Origin of the sequence: Streptomyces sp. NPDC052016 (genome assembly GCF_044548445.1) — a bacterium.
Lineage (GTDB): Bacteria > Actinomycetota > Actinomycetes > Streptomycetales > Streptomycetaceae > Streptomyces.
Genome location: NZ_JBIUBX010000001.1, coordinates 137644 through 156707 on the forward strand (window position 1 = coordinate 137644; position 19064 = coordinate 156707).

A 19064-nucleotide genomic window follows, 5' to 3' on the forward strand; every position below is an offset into this window, starting at 1 on the left:
CAGGGTTGCAACAGCAAGGGTCGGCGTGAACAGGGCGACCAGCGCGAGTACCCGCGACGCGGACGCGCAGGGCGGTCGTCCGACAACGCATGGGCGAGCTGGGGATCCTCGCGCCGCAGCTGCTCAGCAATCCCCCGCAGCGTCTCCTCATTGAACCGGGCCATGACGCCTCCTCCGACGGGGCTCGGACGATGCCCGCATCGAACCGGATGGCGGGAACTGCTGCACAGGCCACCCGATTCCTCCTCATCCGGTAGCCGGCCGATGCGATCATGCATACCAAGGGCGGTCCACCGGGACGCGCTGACGTGCCGGTCAGAACGGCAGCGGCCTTGTCTACTCCTTCCCGTCCCGACGGCGAACGCCGGCCGCTGCCCGTCCCCGACATCGCCGAACAGGTCGCCGCCGCCCTCGCCTGCACCCACCGGCAGGGCATCGTGCAGCGCGACCTGAAACCCGCGAACATCGTCCGGCTCACCGACGGCACCGTGAAACTCTGCGACTTCGGCATCGCCCACCTCGGGCAGGACCTCGACCCCGCACTACATGTCACCCGAGCAGATCGGCGGCACCGCGGTCGACCGGCGCAGCGACCTCTACTCGCTGGGGTGCGTCCTGTACGAGATCGTCACCGGGGCACCGCCGTTCGACCTGGGTGACCCCTGGGCCGTCCTCGTCGCCCACCGCGACACCCCGCCACGGCCGCCCCGCGAGCAACGCGCCGACCTGCCCGAATACCTCGACCGCGTCATCCTGGACCTGCTCGCCGAACGACCCGACCAACGCCCCCACGACGCCCGTGAGGTAGGGCACCGCATCGTCTCGGGCCGCGCCACACCGGCGTACGCGCCGACCCCCCGACACCCTGGCCGGCCGCGAAGACGAGGCCCACTGCCTGGAACGGCTCGGCCGGGGACCGGAGGCGGTCGAGCTGTACCGGAGGGCGGCGGGCGGGGCGTAGGGGGCCGCAGGGCGCGGACAGAACGAACCTCGGCCTCGGTGCGGTCCGCGACGTCGGTCCGCCGCCGGGGCGCCGGGCGGGACGGGCCCGCCGGCGAACACGCCGGCGGGCCCGGTCCCCGAGGGGAGCCGGGCCCGCCGGACACGTCAAGCGATCCGGTGCCGGTGTGTCAGCCGCGCAGGGCCTGGACCGCCGCCTCCAGCCGCTTGCCGAAGTCTCCGTCGGCCTGACGGAAGTTGTTGATCGCCCGCTCGGCGATGTCGTCGCGGGAGACCTTGGCGATGAAGCCCGCCAGGTTGTCGACCAGGCGGCCCTTCTCCTCCTCGGACATCAGGCGGTAGAGGTTGCCCGCCTGCACGAAGTCGTTGTCCTCGGCGTGCACCGCCGTCGCGTGGTTGCCCGTCATCCCGGTGACGGGCGTGGCGCCCCACAGCGGACGGTCCGTCTGGAACGGGCCGCCGAAGCTGTTCGGCTCGTAGTTCTTCGCGCCTCCGTGGCGGCCGTCGTACAGGAAGCCGTCACGGGAGTGGGTGCGTGCCTCGGTGGCGTGCGGACGGTTCACCGGCAGGTGGTCGGCGTTGATGCCGACGCGGTAGCGGTGGGCGTCGCCGTAGGCGAAGAGGCGGCCCTGGAGCATCTTGTCGGGGGACGGGCCGATGCCCGGCACGAAGTGGGCGGGGCTGAAGATCGACTGCTCGACCTCGGCGAAGATGTTCTGCGGGTTGCGGTTGAGCTCCAGCTTGCCGATCTCGATGACCGGGTAGTCGGCGTGCGGCCACACCTTGGTCAGGTCGAACGGGTTGAAGCGGTAGTCCGCCGCCTCGGCCGCCGGCATGATCTGCACACCCACGGTCCAGGACGGGAACTCGCCCCGCTCGATGGACTCGCGCAGGTCGCGCTGGTGGGAGTCGGGGTCCTCACCGGCGAGCCGGTTGGCCTCCTCCTGCGTGAGGCACTTGATCCCCTGGTCGGTCTTGAAGTGGTACTTGACCCAGAAGACCTCGCCGGCCTCGTTGTTCCACTGGTACGTGTGCGAGCCGAAGCCGTCCATGTGGCGGTAGGAGGCGGGGATGCCGCGGTCGCCGAACAGCCAGGTCACCTGGTGGGTGCTCTCGGGGCTGAGCCCCCAGAAGTCCCAGACGTTGTCCGCCTCCTGCGAACCCGTGTACGGGTCACGCTTCTGGGTGTGGATGAAGTCGGGGAACTTGATGGCGTCCCGGATGAAGAACACGGGGGTGTTGTTGCCGACGAGGTCGTAGTTGCCCTCCTCGGTGTAGAACTTCACCGCGAAGCCCCGCGGGTCGCGGACGGCGTCCGCCGCGCCCAGGTTGCCGGCCACGGTCGAGAAGCGCAGGAAGACCTCGGTCTCCTTGCCGACCTCGCCAAGGAAGGCGGCCCGGGTGTACGGCGTGACGTCGGCGGTCACCGTGAAGGTGCCGTAGGCGCCGGCGCCGCGGGCGTGCACGACACGCTCGGGGATGCGCTCACGGTTGAAGTGGGCCAGCTTCTCCAGCAGGAGCTGGTCCTGGACGAGGACCGGGCCGCCCGCGCCCGCGGTCTCGCTGTTCTGGTTGTCGGCGACCGGAGCGCCGGCCTCCGTGGTGAGGGGTCCCTGGGTCACGTGCTTCTCCCACGCCATTCGCTGTTCCTGTCTCCCGGCCGGTTCCTCCACCGGAGGACCCTGGCCGAAGCTTGACTTGATCCTACAATGGACTTTGTCTAAGTCAAACAGGACTCCAGGTTCAAACCAGTTCTGGAAATTGTACTTATCCGGGTACGATGCGCTCCATGAGCGACCTCCTGGAACGGCTGCGCGGGCGTACGTGGCGGATGACCCCGCAGCGGCGCGTGGTGGCCGAGGTTCTGGACGGCGACCACGTCCACCTGACGGCCGACGAGGTCCACGCGCGGGCCGTCGCGAAGCTGCCGGAGATCTCCAGGGCGACGGTCTACAACACCCTCGGGGAGCTGGTCGCACTCGGGGAGGTGACCGAGGTCGCCACCGGCGCACGTGCCAAGCGGTACGACCCGAACGCCCACCGGCCGCACCACCACCTCGTCTGCGCCGGCTGCGGCGCGATGCGCGACGTCTCCCCGAGCGGCAGTCCGCCGGCCGCTCCGGCCGAGGCGGAGCGCTTCGGTTTCACGGTCCACGACGTCGAGGTGACGTATCGCGGGCTGTGCCCGGACTGCGCGTCGGCGTAGTCCGCAGTCCGCCGCCCGCGGCGCCATCGTCGGCTGGGCGGTGGGGAGGAGGTACCGCCCACGCCGGTTGGCCGGAGTGCGGCGGTCGGCCGTGGCTCGGCGTCCATGCGTCCACCCCTTTCGTCCCGACGGGCGGACTCAGGACGGCACTTGAGCCATCATGATCGTATGGGAGCCGAGACCGCGTACCACGGAGAGATGGGCGAGCAGTTCGCCGCCCGGGCCGGCAGGAGCGTCTACAACGCCTACACCGACCGTCCGGCCATGCTGCGGCTCGCGGGTGACGTGGGCGGGCTGCGCGTGCTGGACCTCGGCTGCGGGGCCGGGCACTACGCCGCCGCGTTCCTGGAGCGGGGCGCCGGCCGTGTCGTCGGCGTGGACGGCAGCGAGAGCCTGCTGCGCGTGGCGCGGGAGCGCCTCGGCGAGCGGGCGGAGCTGCACCACCACGATCTGGAGGAGCCGCTGGCCTTCCTGGCGGAGGCGTCGTTCGACCTCGCGGTGTTGGCCCTCGTCTACCACCACGTCGACGCCCGGGCCCGGCTCCTCGCCGAGGTCCGGCGCGTCCTGCGGCCGGGCGGCGCCCTCCTCGTCTCCACCACCCACCCCACCGCCGACTGGAACTACTTCGGTGGTTCCTACTTCGCCGACGACCGGGTCTCCCTGCCCTTCGGCAACGACCACGCCCTCACATACCGGCGGATGACGCTGGAGACGTTCCTGGGCGAGCTGCTGGGCGCCGGGTACGTACTGGAGGAGCTGGCGGAGCCGCGGGCCGTCGAGGAGGGCCGGCTGGTCGATCCCGGCAAGTACGAGCGGACGCACCGTTCCCCGACCTTCCTGGCGGTCCGGCTCCGCCGCCCCTGACGCGCCGCGCACCGGTCGCCGCCCCCCTCTGGCCGACCTTGATCGTCCCGTGTTACGAAGAACCATGCCTGCACACGAGGGACACCAGGAACCCCAGGGATCCCAGCGACCCCATGAAGACCATGCACCCCTTGGCCGCCAGGGGCACCGCGCCTACGACGTCGTCATCGTCGGCGGAGGCCACAACGGCCTGGTCGCCGCCGCCTACCTGGCCAGGGCCGGACGGTCCGTGCTGGTGCTGGAACGGCTGGACCACACCGGGGGCGCCGCCGTCTCCACCCGCCCGTTCGCCGGCGTGGACGCGCGGCTGTCGCGCTACTCCTACCTGGTCAGCCTCCTGCCGCAGAAGATCGTGCGGGATCTGGGCCTGGACTTCCGCGTCCAGGGCCGCACCATCTCGTCGTACACCCCGGTGGAACGCGGCGGGCGGCCGACCGGGCTGCTCGTGGGCGGGGGAGAGGAGCGCACCCGGCAGGCGTTCGCGCGGCTGACGGGCGGCGAGCGCGAGTACGAGGCCTGGCAGCGCTTCTACGGCATGACGGAGCGCGTCGCCCGGCGCGTCTTCCCCACGCTCACCGAGCCGCTGCCCAGCCGGGAGGAGCTGCGCCGCCGGGTCGACGACGCGGACGCCTGGCGGATCCTCTTCGAGGAACCGATCGGCGTCGCCGTCGAGGAGCACTTCACGGACGACCTGGTGCGGGGCGTGGTCCTGACCGACGCGCTGATCGGCACCTTCGCCGACGCCCACGACACGTCCCTCCAGCAGAACCGCTGCTTCCTCTACCACGTCATCGGCGGCGGCACCGGCGCCTGGGACGTCCCCGTGGGCGGCATGGGCGCCCTCACCGACGCCCTGGCCGCCGCCGCGCGGGACGCGGGCGCCGTCCTCGCCACCGGACACGAGGCCGTACGGATCGCCACGGACGGCCACGGCGCCGAGGTCACCTACCGCACCGCCGACGGCGAGGGCGTCGCCGCGGCCCGGCACGTCCTGGTGAACGCCTCCCCGCAAGCGCTCGCCGCCCTCACCGGCGACGAGCCGCCCGCTCCCGCCGAGGGCGCCCAGCTCAAGGTGAACATGCTGCTGAAACGGCTGCCCCGGCTGCGGGACGCCGCCGTCGACCCGCGCGAGGCCTTCGCCGGCACCTTCCACATCGCCGAGAGCTACGAGCAGCTGGCCACCGCCCACGCCCAGGCCTCCGCCGGCGAGCTGCCCACCGCCCCGCCCTCCGAGATCTACTGCCACTCCCTGACCGACCCGAGCATCCTGGGCCCGGACCTGGTCGCGGAGGGTTACCAGACGCTGACGTTGTTCGGCCTGCACACACCGGCCCGTCTCTTCGCCCGGGACAACGACGCCGTGCGCGAGGAACTGCTCGGGGCGACCCTCGCCCAGCTCGACGCCCACCTCGCCGAACCCCTCGCCGACTGCCTGGCCACCGACGCCGACGGCCGCCCCTGCATCGAGGCGAAGACCCCGCTCGACCTGGAGCGCGACCTCGGTCTTCCCGGCGGCAACATCTTCCACCGCGCCCTGGCCTGGCCGTACGCGCAGGAGGGCACCGGCCGCTGGGGTGTGGAGACCCGGCATGCCAACGTCCTGCTGTGCGGCGCGGGCGCGGTACGCGGGGGAGGGGTGAGCGGCGTGCCCGGGCACAACGCGGCGATGGCGGTCCTGGAGGCGGGAGAGGGCTGACGAGCCGCATGGCGCGGACGGGGATGGGTACTGCGACATAACGGAAATACCGCACCTTTGACAGGGAGGCTGTCATGGCGGACCTGAGCCCCGTCGACCTGCAGAAGGCCCTCAAGGGCATGGACTACCCGACGGACAAGCAGCACCTGGTGGAGCGTGCCCGCCAGAACAAGGCCGACGACAAGGTCGTCAGCCGACTGGACGGTCTGAAGCAGGACCACTTCGACGGGCCGAACGAGGTGCAGAAGGCCGTCTTCAACGAGTAGTCCACAGGACTGGAGTGCCGTCCTCGGCCGGCCGACGGGCCGGCCGAGGAGCATGCCGTTCGCCGTCCGAGGAGCTGCCGTCTCGCCGCCCCAGCCGTCTCGCCGCCCGAGGAGCATGTCGTCTCGCCGGTCGAGAGGGGTGGGCTCCTGCTTGAACCGCCGTTCGGCCGACGCCGCGTCAGGCGTTACGTCGGGCGTTCCCGACCGGATCTGACGGAGCATCAGAAAAGCTCTTCCGTCGTCCGCCCCGCTGCGGCATCCTGCGCCCATGCAGACGGAGCTGAGCAACCAACTGGGAGTCGAGCACGCCGTCTTCGGCTTCACGCCGTTCCCCGCCGTCGCCGCGGCCATCAGCCGCGCGGGCGGCTTCGGCGTGCTCGGCGCGGTCCGCTACACCGCCCCCGACGACCTCAAACGCGACCTCGACTGGATCGAGGCCCATGTGGGCGGCCGCCCGTACGGCCTGGACGTCGTCATGCCGGCGAAGAAGGCGGAGGCCCCGGACAACCGCACACTGACCGAGGCCGACGTCGAGGCGATGATCCCCGAGGGGCACCGGCGGTTCGTACGCGACACCCTGGCCAAGTACGGGGTGCCCGAACTGCCCGAGGGCGAGGCGTCCGGGTGGCGCATCACCGGGTGGATGGAGCAGGTCGCCCGCAGCCAGCTCGACGTCGCCTTCGACTACCCCATCCGGCTGCTCGCCAACGCCCTCGGCTCCCCGCCCGCCGACGTCGTGGCCCGCGCCCACGAGCGGGACGTCCTGGTGGCGGCGCTCGCCGGCAGTGCCCGGCACGCGCTCAAGCACAAGGAGGCGGGCATCGACATCGTCGTCGCCCAGGGTTACGAGGCCGGTGGACACACCGGCGAGATCGCCTCCATGGTGCTCACGCCCGAGGTCGTCGACGCGGTCTCCCCCCTGCCGGTGCTGGCCGCCGGTGGCATCGGCAGCGGGCGGCAGATCGCCGCCGCCCTCGCCCTCGGCGCCCAGGGCGTGTGGCTCGGCTCCCTCTGGCTGACCACCGCCGAGGCCGACCTGCACTCGCCCGCCCTCACCCGCAAGCTCCTCGCCGCCGGCTCCGGCGACACCGTCCGCTCCCGCGCCCTCACCGGGAAACCCGCACGCCAGCTGCGCACGGAATGGACCGACGCCTGGGACGACCCCGACGGACCCGGCACCCTCCCCATGCCGCTCCAGGGACTCCTCGTCGCCGAGGCGGTCTCCCGCATCCAGAAGTACGAGGTCGACCCGCTGCTCGGCACACCCGTCGGCCAGATCGTCGGCAGGATGAACTCCGTTCGCACCGTCCGGGCCGTCTTCGACGACCTCACCCGCGGCTTCGAACAGGCCGTGGACCGTGTCCACCGCATCGCCGGAAGGAGCGCCCGGTGACGAGCACACCCCCGACCGGATTCTGGGCCCAGGCCGCGCAGGACCCCGACCGCACCGTCCTGGTCGCTCCGGACGGCGACACGTGGACCGCCGGACGCCTGCACGCCGCCGCCAACCGCCTCGTGCACGGCCTGCGCGCGGCCGGGATGGAACGAGGCGACGCGTTCGCCGTCGTCCTGCCCAACTCGGCCGAGTTCTTCACCGCCTACCTGGCCGCCACCCAGGCCGGCTTCTACCTCGTCCCCGTCAACCACCACCTCGTCGGCCCCGAGATCGCCTGGATCGTCGCCGACTCCGGCGCCAAGGTCCTCCTCGCCCACGAGCGTTTCGCCGCACAGGCCCGCCGGGCCGCCGACGAGGCCGGCCTCCCGGCCACCCACCGGTACGCCGTCGGGGAGGTCGACGGCTTCCGCCCGTACGCCCGACTCCTGGACGGGCAGCCGGACTCGGCGCCCGCCGACCGCACCCTCGGCTGGGTCATGAACTACACCTCGGGCACGACGGGCCGCCCGCGCGGCATCCGGCGCCCGCTGCCCGGCACGCTCCCCGAGGAGTCCCACCTCGGCGGCTTCCTCGGCATCTTCGGCATCAAGCCCTTCGACGGCAACGTGCACCTCGTCTGCTCCCCGCTCTACCACACCGCCGTGCTGCAGTTCGCGGGCGCTTCCCTGCACATCGGGCACCGCCTGGTCCTCATGGACAAGTGGACGCCCCAGGAGATGCTCCGCCTCATCGACGTCCACGGCTGTACGCACACCCACATGGTCCCCACCCAGTTCCACCGCCTCCTGGCCCTCCCGGAGGACGTCCGCGCCCGCTACGACGTCTCGTCCATGCGGCACGCCATCCACGGCGCCGCGCCGTGCCCCGACCACGTGAAGCGGGCGATGATCGACTGGTGGGGCGACTGCGTGGAGGAGTACTACGCGGCCAGCGAGGGCGGCGGCGCCTTCGCGACCGCCGAGGACTGGCTGAAGAAGCCCGGCACGGTCGGAAAGGCCTGGCCCATCAGCGAACTCGCGGTCTTCGACGACGACGGCAACCGGCTCCCACCCGGTGAACTGGGCACCGTGTACATGAAGATGAGCACGGGCGGCTTCAGCTACCACAAGGACGAGACGAAGACGCGCAGGAACCGCATCGGCGACTTCTTCACCGTCGGCGACCTCGGCGTGCTCGACGAGGACGGCTACCTCTTCCTCCGCGACCGCAAGATCGACCTGATCATCTCCGGCGGCGTCAACATCTACCCGGCCGAGATCGAGTCCGTCCTGCTCGCCCACCCCGCCGTCGCCGACGCCGCCGCCTTCGGCATTCCGCACGACGACTGGGGCGAGGAGGTGAAGGCCGTCGTGGAGCCGGCGCCGGGCCACGCACCCGGCGCCGGACTGGCCGCCACCCTCCTCGCCCACTGCGCCGACCGTCTGGCCGGCTACAAGCGGCCGAGGAGCATCGACTTCATCACCGAGATGCCCCGCGACCCCAACGGCAAGCTGTACAAGCGGCGGCTGCGGGAGCCGTACTGGGAGGGCCGCAGCCGCCCGCTGTGAGGCGTCGGCTCACCGGCGCTCGGCCACCCGCACCACCCTCAGCGCGGGCGACGCCAGAACGTCCCGCTCGCAGAACCGGGACGTCACCCACTTCTCCCCGGAGAACAAGCGGGTCTGGTCGTCGTAGTGGGGCGAGTGGGGGTTCGAGGACTGGGAGTACGTCAGCAGGGTGCGGGCGACCGGGCAGCCGCTGCCGTCCCAGCCGACGGCCTGCAGGTAGCTCGAGCCGGTCGTCACCTCCGGGTAACCGCCGCCCGCCGGGTTCCACGCGGCCTCGACCTTGTTCCAGACGCCGAGGGACTCGGTGCCGCCCGGGACGGCGAGCCGCCTGCCGTTCCGTACGACGAACTGGTGGTCCCCGAGTGGGGCGTCGAGCGGGATGCCGGCCGCGCGCAGTTCGGCGACCGCGTCCGCGAGGGCCGTGGTGAAGGCGGGGGCACCGGTGTCGAGCGTGCGGGGCGTGCGGACGGGGTCGGCCGCCGAGAAGGGCACCTTCCACTGCTGTGCCGCGGGGAACCTGCGCCAGAAGCGGTCGAAGAGCAGCGCGCCCCGGCTGCCGGTGTCGGCCGTGCGGTCCCACGCGGCCAGCACCCCGCACGCCTCGCTCACGTCGACCACCGTGCCGCCACTGCCCGTCGCCGTGCCGCCCGGCAACGCGGCGCAGGCCTTCGCCGCGTCCGCCGCGGCCAGGTCGGCGGCGGGCACCCGGTTGGCGTACTGCTGCCGTTCCAGGTCACGCACGGTCAGACGGCCGCGTTCCGCCAGGGCCGCCACGTCCTCGATCGCGCCCCTCGTGCGCAGGGAGCGTGCCGTGCCGATCGTGCCGAAGACGCGCTCATAGCCGGTCAGGGGCCGGTCGGCGTTGGCCAGCCAGGCGCTGTCGTTGGAGTTCTCCGCGTAGGGGGCGTCCCGCAGGGTGGGCAGCGCGGCGGGGCCGAAGATGCCCGGCTCGATCGCGTCGGGGTCGCGGCCCAGGGCGCAGTCGCCGCGCGAGCCGTCGAGGACCGCCACCCCGGAGGCGGGGTAGGTGACCTTGCCGAGCGGGGTGGAGCAGTGCTGGGCCAGCTCGTCGGTGACCCGGGGGAGCACCTGCGACTGGGAGAACAGGGTGTGTCCGCGGGAGTCGGCGGCGATCGTGTTCACCCAGGGCAGGCCCTGGGTGCGGCGCAGGGACGCGAGGACGTCGGCCGTGCCGCGGGCCTTGCCGAAGCCGAGCGCGGTGTCGGAGGCGCGCAGGTTGGTGGCGTTGGGGTCGTTGAGGGCGTACGCCGTCGTGGTCGTCCAGGGCAGGGGCAGGCCGGCGCCGAGAGAGGTGACGACCGGGCCGTAGCGGGTCCACCACTGGGTGCGTGTCACGGGCGTGCCCTCCCGGACCGCGACGGTGACCGTCCGCTGCGTCATCCCCTCGGGCCTGCCGTCCACCAGGTACACCGTCGGATCGGACGGATCCAGCGTCAGCTGGTGGAGGTTGAGGGGAACGCCGGTGGCGACGGTGTGGCTCCAGGCGACGTGGGCGTTATGGCCTATGGACACCGTGGGGGTGCCGAGCAGGGAGGCGCCCGAGACGTTCAGCCTGCCCGGGATGGTCTGCTGCGACTGCCAGAAGCGGCGGCCGCCCTGCCAGGGGTAGTGCGGGTTGCCGAGCAGCAGGCCGCGGCCGTTCGCGGTGGTGGAGCCGCCGAAGGCGACCGCGTTGGAGCCCATGTCGGCGGAGTCGGCGGCGAAGAGGCGGGCGGCGGCCCGGGCGGTGTCCTTTGCGTCGGGAGTCGTCGGGGAGGACGAGCCGGCGGAGGCCGCGGTGGGCGGCTGGGCCGCCGTGATGCCGTCGACGGCCCGGCCCTGGCCGCCGAGGACGGCGAGCGCAAAGCCCCGGGTGGCCACGTCGAGCGCCGTGATCGGCCGCACCCAGGCGGCCCCCTTGCAGGCGGGGTCGGTGACGCGGTTCTGCCGCAGCCAGGCGTTGTACCCCGCCGCGAAGCCCCGCATGAGCTCCTTGGCGCTGCCGCTCGGACCGCCGGGCGCCGGCCGCGCCAGCAGACCCTCCACCGTGCCCGCTTCCCGCACCCCGCGGAAGTACAGGTCGCTGGAGAGGTTCCCGGCGGCCGAGGACAGCGAGAGGTCCGGCGCCGCGTCGGGACCGAAGAACCGCGAGCGCTCACCGCGCACGGTCACGAAACCGTCGGCGAGCGTGCACACCTGGTCGGCGGCCTGTGCCCAGCCCGTGCCGAAGCCCAGGTCCGCGTAGTCCCGGGCGAGGATGTGCGGAATGCCGTACTCGGTGTAGCGGATGACGGCGGACAGGCCGCCGGCGCCCGGTCGTTCATGGCGGGACCCGTGGTCCCGCTGCCCGGCCGCGGTCGCCGGGAGCGTGCCCGTGGCGGCGGTCAGCAGGGCGACGGCGGCGACGACGAGTCGTCTCGGGCCGGTGCGCATCGTGCCTCCCAACATCGTCGAGGGAAGGAGCGGTTGAGCGTACCAGCCGGTATGTGCCGCGTCAGGGCTGCGAGTCGGGGTTGAGCGGGATCAGGACGTCCCCGGATCGCGCGCTCCCTCCCCTTCCGCCTCCACCCCGGCCTCGCATGTGAGCAACGTGTGGACGAACGGCCGCCTCTGATCGGGCGTCAGCGGGGCGAGGGCGTCGCGCCAGGCCGCCGCCCCCCGGGGCGAGCCACGCCGAGATCGCCGGCTCGTGGTCGGCCGCGACGGCGACGATCCGGCGCCCTCGGTCCCGCTCGTCCTCCCGTCGCTCCAGGATCCCCTTACGGCTCAGGTCGCCGATGAGCAGGCTCACGGTGGTCGGGCGACCTGGAGACGGGCGGCCGGCTCGTTCACGGTCATCGGGCCGTCGAAGAGGACGTACGGCGGCAGGGAGAGGTGACGCGGCGCCGTCGGCTCCTTCTACGGCGCGCGGTTCCGCGGTCCGGCCGGCGTCGACCTGATCGGTCTCCCGTCGCACCGGCGGGGCATCGGCGGCCTTCCGACCGACAGGACCGCCCCCGACGTCACCCTCAGCATGCGCGAGGCCGCCTACCACCTCCCCCAGGTCCCCGACGCCCCCGCCCGGCTGATCGGCGCCACGGCCGACGCGGTGGCTGCGGTGCTCGGGCAAGGCATCCGTGACGAGACGATCGTGACCGTCGTCGGCGTCCCCGACGGCGGACGGGAGTGGCGGGCGAGGTGGCCTGACGGCCCGCCGGGCGCGGCCGACTTGACCTGCACCGGCCGCCACCCGAGGATCGGGCGTCATGACGCCCGGACACGGCAGCACAGTCGACGGGGTGCTGCGGCGCAGCGCCCGCCGCACCCCGGCACGCGTCGCGGTCGAGTACCGCGACCGCACGTGGACCTACGAGGAGCTCGAGGAGGCCGTCTCCCGCGCGGCGAACGTCCTGCTCGGCCAGGGCCTCGCCCCCGGCGACCGCGTCGGCGCCTACGGCCACAACTCCGACGCCTATGTCATCGCCTTCCTCGCCTGTGCCCGCGCCGGCCTGGTCCACGTCCCCGTCAACCAGAACCTCACCGGCGATGACCTGGCGTACATCGTCGGCCAGTCGGGCAGCGCCCTCGTCCTCACCGACCCCGACCTGTCGGACCGGCTCCCCGACGGCGTACGGACGCTGCCGCTGCGCGACACCGACGACTCGCTCCTCGCCCTCCTCGCCACCACCCCCGCGTACGACGGCCCCGAGCCGCGCACCGAGGACCTCGTCCAGCTGCTGTACACCTCGGGCACGACGGCGCTGCCCAAGGGCGCGATGATGACCCACCGCGCCCTGGTGCACGAGTACCTGAGCGCGATCACCGCCCTGGACCTGAGCGCCGGCGACCGGCCCGCGCACTCCCTGCCGCTGTACCACTCGGCGCAGATGCACGTGTTCCTGCTGCCGTACCTCGCCGTCGGCGCCACGAACATCGTCCTCGACGCACCGGACGGCGACACGCTCTTCGACCTCGTCGAGGCCGGCCGCGTCGACAGTCTCTTCGCCCCGCCCACCGTGTGGATCGGCCTGGCCAACCGCTCCGACTTCACCACCCGCGACCTGAGCGGGCTGCGCAAGGCGTATTACGGGGCGTCGATCATGCCGGTCCCCGTCCTGGAACGCCTGCGCGAACGCCTTCCCGAGCTGGCCTTCTACAACTGCTTCGGCCAGAGCGAGATCGGCCCCCTGGCCACCGTCCTGGCCCCCGACGAGCACAAGGGCCGCATGGACTCCTGCGGCCGTACGGTCCTGTTCGTGGACGCCCGGGTCGTCGACGAGAACGGCGAGGACGTCCCCGACGGCACACCGGGTGAGATCGTCTACCGTTCCCCGCAGCTGTGCGAGGGGTACTGGGAGAAGCCCGAGGAGACCGCCGAGGCCTTCCGCGACGGCTGGTTCCACTCCGGCGACCTCGCCGTCCGCGACGCCCACGGCTACTTCACCGTCGTCGACCGTGTGAAGGACGTCATCAACTCCGGCGGCGTCCTGGTCGCCTCACGCCAGGTCGAGGACGCCCTCTACACCCACGAGGCGGTCGCCGAGGCCGCCGTGGTCGGCCTGCCCGACGAGAAGTGGATCGAGGCCGTCACCGCGGTCGTCGTCCCCCGCGGCGAGGTCACGGAGGCCGACCTGATCGCCCACGCCCGCGAGAAGCTGCCCGCCTTCAAGGCGCCGAAGCGGGTGCTGTTCGTGGAGCGACTGCCGCGCAACGCCAGCGGCAAGATCCTCAAGCGGGAGCTGAGGGAGCGGTTCGGCTGAGTCGGCCGCCCCGCGCTCGGACCAGCGGGCCCGGAAGGCGACGGGGCCGGACGGGCGGCGCGGGACGGAGCCGGCCACGGGCCACTCACCGGGCCCGGGCCCGCGTCCTCAGCGCGGCCGCAGATCCACGATCCGCCGGATCTTCCCCACCGACCGCTCCAGCGACTCCGGTTCGACGATCTCCACGTCGACCGACACGCCGATGCCGTCCTTCACGGCCGCCGCGATCGCCCGTGCGGCCGCCTCCCGGCTCTCCGGGCCCGCGCCGGGGCGGGCCTCCGCCCGTACGGTCAGGGCGTCGAGGCGGCCCTCGCGGGTGAGCCGGAGCTGGAAGTGGGGGGCGACGTCCGGGGTGCGCAGCACGATCTCCTCGATCTGCGTGGGGAAGAGGTTCACCCCGCGCAGGATGACCATGTCGTCGCTGCGGCCGGTCACCTTGCGCATCCGGCGGAAGACCCGCGCCGTGCCGGGCAGCAAGCGTGTCAGGTCCCGTGTGCGGTACCGGACGACCGGCATGGCCTCCTTGGTGAGCGAGGTGAAGACCAGTTCGCCCTCCTCGCCCTCCGGCAGGACCTCGCCGGTGATCGGGTCGACGACCTCCGGGTAGAAGTGGTCCTCCCAGATGTGGAGCCCGTCCTTGGTCTCCACGCACTCCTGGGCGACCCCCGGACCGATCACCTCCGACAACCCGTATATGTCGACGGCGTCGATCGCGAACCGTTCCTCGATCTCGCGGCGCATCTCCTCCGTCCACGGTTCCGCGCCGAAGACGCCCACGCGCAGTGAGGTGCCGCGCGGATCGACGCCCTGCCGCTCGAACTCGTCGAGCAGGGTGAGCATGTAGGAGGGCGTCACCATGATGATCCCGGGCTCCAGATCCTGGATCAGCTGGACCTGGCGCGAAGTCATGCCGCCGGACGCGGGGATCACCGTACAGCCGAGGCGCTCGGCGCCGTAGTGGGCGCCGAGGCCGCCGGTGAACAGGCCGTAGCCGTACGCCACATGGACCGTGTCGCCGGGCCGGCCGCCCGCCGCCCGGATCGAACGGGCCACCATGTCCGCCCACGTCGACAGGTCGTTGTGCGTGTATCCGACGACCGTGGGACGTCCGGTGGTGCCGCTGGAGGCGTGGATGCGGCGGATGCGGTCACGGGGCACGGCGAACATGCCGAACGGGTAGTGCTCCCGCAGATCCGCCTTGGTGGTGAAGGGGAAGCGGGACAGATCGGCGAGGTCGCGGCAGTCGTCGGGGTGGACGCCCGCCTTGTCGAAGGCCTCGCGGTAGAAGGGGACGTGGGTGTACGCGTGGCGCAACGACTTGCGCAGCCGGTCCAGTTGCAGGGCGCGCAGCGCGTCCGGGTCGAGCCGCTCGCCCTCGTCGAGCAGATCCCTCGCAGCCATCACGGACGTCTCCCTCGCGAACACGGCGATCCGGGCGACCGATCATTCGGTCGAACCCTTCGGGGTCAATGATCCGCACCCACGCCCAGGAGGCAAGAGGACGGCCCGCACTTTCCGCGCGCCGAGAACTGCGTTGCGCCCGGACACGGCCCGCCCCCAGGATCGGCGCATGCCGACCTTCACCGCACCCGACGGAACCGAGCTCGCGTACCACGTCCGGGGCGAGGGCGACCCCCTCGTCGTCCTGCCCGGCGGGCCCATGAAGGCTTCCTCGTACCTCGGGGACCTGGGCGGACTCACCGCCCACCGCCGCCTGATCCTCCTGGACCTGCGCGGCACCGGCGACTCCGCGGTCCCGGCGGACCCGGCGACGTACCGCTGCGACCGGCAGGTGGACGACGTGGAGGCGCTCCGCGTCCACCTGGGGCTGGAGCGGATGGACCTGCTCGCGCACTCGGCCGGCGGCAGCCTGGCGATGCTGTACGCGGCGCGGTGCCCGCAGCGCGTGGCCCGGCTCGTGCTCGTGACCTGCATCCCGTGGGCGCTGGGCAGGACGGCCACCCCCGAGGACCGGCTGAAGGCGGCGCTCCTGCGCAAGGACGAGCCGTGGTTCCCGGCCGTCTTCCCGGCGTTCGAGGCGTGGCTGACGGGTGCGGGGGACCTCGAGGACGACGACTTCGCGGCCTTCGGGGGCTTCTTCTACGGCCGCTGGGACGACACCGCCCGCGCCCACGCGGCCGCCATGGAGGAGGGGGCCGACCTCGAGGCGGAGGAGCGCTTCCACGAGCCGGGCGCCTACGACCCGCCCGCCCTGCGGCCCGCCCTCGCCCGGGTCACCGCGCCGGTCCTCGTCCTCGCCGGCGAGGCGGACGGCGGACCCCGTCCCGAACTCGCCCGCGTCGTGGCAGACGCCTTTCCGAACCCGGAGTTCGTCGTCCAGCCCGGCGCCGGCCACTATCCCTGGCTGGACGACCCGAAGTGGTTCGTCCGCCGCACCGTCGCCTTCCTGGACGGCACCGACATCGGCACCGGCACGGGAGCCGCCACCGGAACCGGCACCGCCACCGCCACCGGTACCGGCACCGCCACCGCCACCGCCACCGGCACCGCCACCGGAACCGGCACCGCCACCGCCACCGGAACCGGCACCGCCACCGGATCCGCGCGGCCGCCGGCGGAGTAGGATCGCGCGGCAGGCCGTGGCCGCCCCGGCGCGCGTCCCCTGCGGCCGGGACCGGTCAGCGGTCCGCGCCCCCCGCCACCTCCCGCGCCCACCGGTAGTCGGCCTTCCCGCTCGGCGAGCGGCGGATGGAGTCCGTGACGACCAGCCGGCGCGGGATCTTGTACCCGGCGAGGCGGCCGCGGCAGTGGGTCTGGATGTCCTCCAGGGAGGGCCGGGGCGCGCCCGCGCGCAGCTGGACCACGGCCGCCACGTGATGGCCCCACGTCGGGTCCGGCACGCCGGCCACCAGGGCGTCGTACACGTCCGGATGCGACTTCAGCGCCTGCTCCACCTCCTCGGGATACACCTTCTCGCCCCCGGTGTTGATGCACTGCGAGCCGCGGCCGAGGACGACGACCACACCGTCCTCGTCGACGGTGGCCATGTCGCCGAGGAGCACCCAGCGCTCGCCGTCCTTCTCGAAGAAGGTCTCGGCCGTTTTCACGGGGTCGTTGTAGTAGCCCAGAGGGACGTGGCCGCGTTGGGCGACACGGCCCGGCTCGCCCGCCCGGACCGGCTCGTGGGTCACCGGATCGACCACCTGCGTGCGGGAGTTGACCCGGACGCGGAAGCCGCGCTCGGGTCCCGCGTCATCCGTCGCCGTGCCGTTGAAGCCGGACTCCGAGGAACCGAAGTTGTTCAGCAGCATCGCGTGGGGCAGCAGGGCCTGGAACTGCCGGCGGACCGTGTCCGACATGATCGCCCCCGACGAGGAGACGCTGAAGACGGACGAGCAGTCCGTGCCCCTCATCGGGCCCTCCAGCGCGTCGACCAGCGGCCGCAGCATCGCGTCACCCACCAGGGAGATGCTGGTGACCTTCTCCTTCTCGGTCGTCCGCAGCACCTCCTCGGGCACGAACTTGCGGTGGATCACGACCCGCTGGCCGAAGTGGAAGCCGATGAACGCCGTCAGGGTGGAGGTGCCGTGCATCAGCGGGGGAGTGGGGAAGAAGGTGATGCCCGATCCGCCCGCCGCCACCCGCTCCGCGAGTTCCTCCGGCTTCTTCACCGGCTCCCCGGTCGGCGCGCCGCCGCCCAGCCCGGCGAAGAACAGGTCCTCCTGGCGCCACATCACGCCCTTGGGCAGTCCGGTCGTGCCGCCGGTGTAGATGATGAACTGGTCGTCGCCCGAGCGCGCCGGGAACCCGCGCTCCGGCGAGCCGCCCGCCTCCGCCTCCGCGTACGGCACCGCCGTCAGGGCCGTGGCGGCGGCTCCCTCGGCCTCCGGGCCCACCCGGATCAGGTGCCGCAGCATCGGCGCCTGCGGCAGCGCACCCGCCACCCGGTCGGTGAACTCCGCGTCGAAGACCAGCGCGACCAGATCGGCGTCCCGGTAGAGGTAGGCCAACTCCTCCTGAACGTAACGGTAGTTGACGTTCACCGGCACGATGCGGGCCTTCAGGCAGCCGAGCACCGTCTGGAGGTACTCGACTCCGTTGTAGAGGTGGAGTCCGACGTGCTCGCCCGGACGGACACCGCTGTCCAGGAGGTGGTGACCGATGCGGTTGGCCGCCGCGTCCAGCTGCGCGTAGGTCAGCCGCCGCTCCGCGCCCGTGCCCGGATGGTCGACGTACACGAGCGCCTCGCGGTCCGGCACCACGTCGACGACCGACTCGAACAGGTCGGCAAGGTTGTACTCCACCGATCCTCCTGACCTCGGGCGGGCCTGGCTGCTGACGGTTCGCCGGTCATCAGAGCAAAGGGCGCACCAAGTGTGAAGGGCCCGCACCAGAAAATCTGACTGTCTGTCAGAAAACCCTTGAAGTGCCTCCCCGCCTCCTGCAACCTGTTCTCGTTCTGGACGTGGCAGGCAGACGGGAGACGGCCGTGGGCGGTACGGAACACCTCACCGTGCAGCGCGAAGGCGCCACACTCGTGCTCACGCTCAACAGGCCGGAGGCCAAGAACGCGCTCTCGCTCGCGATGCTCGTCGGCCTGTACGACGGCTGGACGGAGGCCGACGAGGACGACTCGGTCCGCTCGATCGTCCTCACCGGAGCGGGCGGCTCCTTCTGCGCGGGCATGGACCTGAAGGCCCTCGCCGGCCAGGGCATGGAGGGAGAGCAGTACCGCGACCGCCTCAAGGCCGACCCCGACCTGCACTGGAAGGCCATGCTGCGCCACCACCGCCCCCGCAAGCCCGTGATCGCCGCCGTCGAGGGGCACTGCGTGGCGGGCGGCACCGAGATCCTCCAGGGGACCGACATCCGCGTCGCGGGCGAGTCCGCCACCTTCGGCCTCTTCGAGGTCCGGCGCGGCCTCTTCCCGATCGGCGGCTCCACGGTCCGCCTGCAACGCCAGATCCCGCGCACCCACGCCCTGGAGATGCTGCTCACCGGACGGCCGTACAGCGCGCCCGAGGCCGCCGGCATCGGGCTGATCGGACACGTCGTCCCCGACGGCACCGCACGGGAGAAGGCCCTGGAGATCGCCGAACGCGTCAACGCCTGCGGTCCGCTGGCCGTCGAGGCCGTCAAGGCGTCGGTCTACGAGACCGCCGACATGACCGAGACCGAGGGACTCGCCGCCGAACTCGCCCGCGGGTGGCCCGTCTTCGACACGGCCGACGCCAAGGAAGGCGCCCGCGCCTTCACCGAGAAGCGGCCGCCCGTCTACCGACGCGCGTGACGCTCCGCCGGGCCGGCCGGCAGACGCCGTGCGAGGGGCCGCGGGCCGCCATGGGCTCGGCCGCACCCGCGCGGCCGAGCCGCAGGTGTCACAGCCCCGGCGCCCTCCCCGGGGCACGCCCACACCGCCGACCTCCCAA

The 19064-nt window shown here is 72.5% G+C and carries 12 protein-coding genes and 2 pseudogenes; 10 read left to right on the forward strand and 4 right to left on the reverse strand.

What is annotated here, in order from left to right:
- Nucleotides 1–353: 353 nt before the first annotated feature.
- Nucleotides 354–912: pseudogene (locus ACIHAR_RS00590) on the forward strand (serine/threonine-protein kinase); the annotation flags it as partial.
- Between the two features lie 218 nt (nt 913–1130).
- Here ACIHAR_RS00590 and ACIHAR_RS00595 read toward each other — a convergent pair.
- Nucleotides 1131–2582, reverse strand: coding sequence for a catalase (locus tag ACIHAR_RS00595; RefSeq protein WP_365456556.1), 1452 nt, complete (start codon nt 2580–2582; stop codon nt 1131–1133).
- A 167-nt stretch (nt 2583–2749) separates the two neighbouring features.
- Between ACIHAR_RS00595 and ACIHAR_RS00600 the strand changes: the two genes are divergently transcribed.
- From ACIHAR_RS00600 to ACIHAR_RS00625, 6 genes are all read left to right on the forward strand, one after another.
- A complete protein-coding gene (locus ACIHAR_RS00600) occupies nt 2750–3166 on the forward strand; it encodes a Fur family transcriptional regulator (protein ID WP_400015588.1) in 417 nt (138 codons plus the stop codon).
- A gap of 168 nt (nt 3167–3334) precedes the next feature.
- Nucleotides 3335–4030, forward strand: coding sequence for a class I SAM-dependent methyltransferase (locus ACIHAR_RS00605; protein WP_400015590.1), 696 nt, complete (start codon nt 3335–3337; stop codon nt 4028–4030).
- Between the two features lie 64 nt (nt 4031–4094).
- Nucleotides 4095–5726, forward strand: coding sequence for a phytoene desaturase family protein (locus ACIHAR_RS00610; RefSeq protein ID WP_400015592.1), 1632 nt, complete (start codon nt 4095–4097; stop codon nt 5724–5726).
- 74 nt (nt 5727–5800) lie between these two features.
- Nucleotides 5801–5992 carry a DUF2795 domain-containing protein gene (locus tag ACIHAR_RS00615; protein ID WP_365456544.1) on the forward strand — a complete coding sequence of 64 codons (192 nt, stop codon included), beginning with the start codon at nt 5801–5803 and terminating at the stop codon, nt 5990–5992.
- 268 nt (nt 5993–6260) lie between these two features.
- On the forward strand, nt 6261–7385 hold the full coding sequence (locus tag ACIHAR_RS00620; protein WP_400015594.1) for an NAD(P)H-dependent flavin oxidoreductase: 1125 nt from the start codon (nt 6261–6263) through the stop codon (nt 7383–7385).
- Nucleotides 7382–8935, forward strand: coding sequence for an acyl-CoA synthetase (locus ACIHAR_RS00625; RefSeq protein WP_365456538.1), 1554 nt, complete (start codon nt 7382–7384; stop codon nt 8933–8935). Before ACIHAR_RS00620 ends, ACIHAR_RS00625 begins: the two co-directional genes overlap by 4 nt.
- Before the next feature lie 9 nt (nt 8936–8944).
- On the opposite strand, the gene ACIHAR_RS00630 is transcribed toward ACIHAR_RS00625, so the two are convergent.
- Nucleotides 8945–11368, reverse strand: coding sequence for a penicillin acylase family protein (locus ACIHAR_RS00630; protein ID WP_400015597.1), 2424 nt, complete (start codon nt 11366–11368; stop codon nt 8945–8947).
- Between the two features lie 812 nt (nt 11369–12180).
- On the opposite strand from ACIHAR_RS00630, the gene ACIHAR_RS00635 reads away from it, so the two are divergent.
- The gene (locus ACIHAR_RS00635; protein ID WP_365456532.1) at nt 12181–13674 is read left to right on the forward strand and encodes an acyl-CoA synthetase; all 1494 of its coding nucleotides are present in this window, start codon (nt 12181–12183) and stop codon (nt 13672–13674) included.
- A gap of 108 nt (nt 13675–13782) precedes the next feature.
- Here the strand turns inward: ACIHAR_RS00635 and paaK are convergent, their stop codons facing one another.
- Nucleotides 13783–15075: a phenylacetate--CoA ligase PaaK gene (gene paaK, locus ACIHAR_RS00640; protein WP_400015599.1), complete on the reverse strand. Its 1293-nt coding sequence runs from the start codon at nt 15073–15075 to the stop codon at nt 13783–13785.
- 169 nt (nt 15076–15244) lie between these two features.
- On the opposite strand from paaK, the pseudogene ACIHAR_RS00645 reads away from it, so the two are divergent.
- Nucleotides 15245–16087: pseudogene (locus tag ACIHAR_RS00645) on the forward strand (alpha/beta fold hydrolase); the annotation flags it as partial.
- Between the two features lie 226 nt (nt 16088–16313).
- Here the strand turns inward: ACIHAR_RS00645 and ACIHAR_RS00650 are convergent.
- Nucleotides 16314–17939, reverse strand: a complete 1626-nt coding sequence (locus ACIHAR_RS00650; RefSeq protein WP_400015601.1) for an acyl-CoA synthetase — start codon at nt 17937–17939, stop codon at nt 16314–16316.
- 185 nt (nt 17940–18124) lie between these two features.
- On the opposite strand from ACIHAR_RS00650, the gene ACIHAR_RS00655 reads away from it, so the two are divergent.
- The gene (locus ACIHAR_RS00655) at nt 18125–18925 is read left to right on the forward strand and encodes a crotonase/enoyl-CoA hydratase family protein (RefSeq protein ID WP_400016307.1); all 801 of its coding nucleotides are present in this window, start codon (nt 18125–18127) and stop codon (nt 18923–18925) included.
- Nucleotides 18926–19064: the final 139 nt, after the last annotated feature.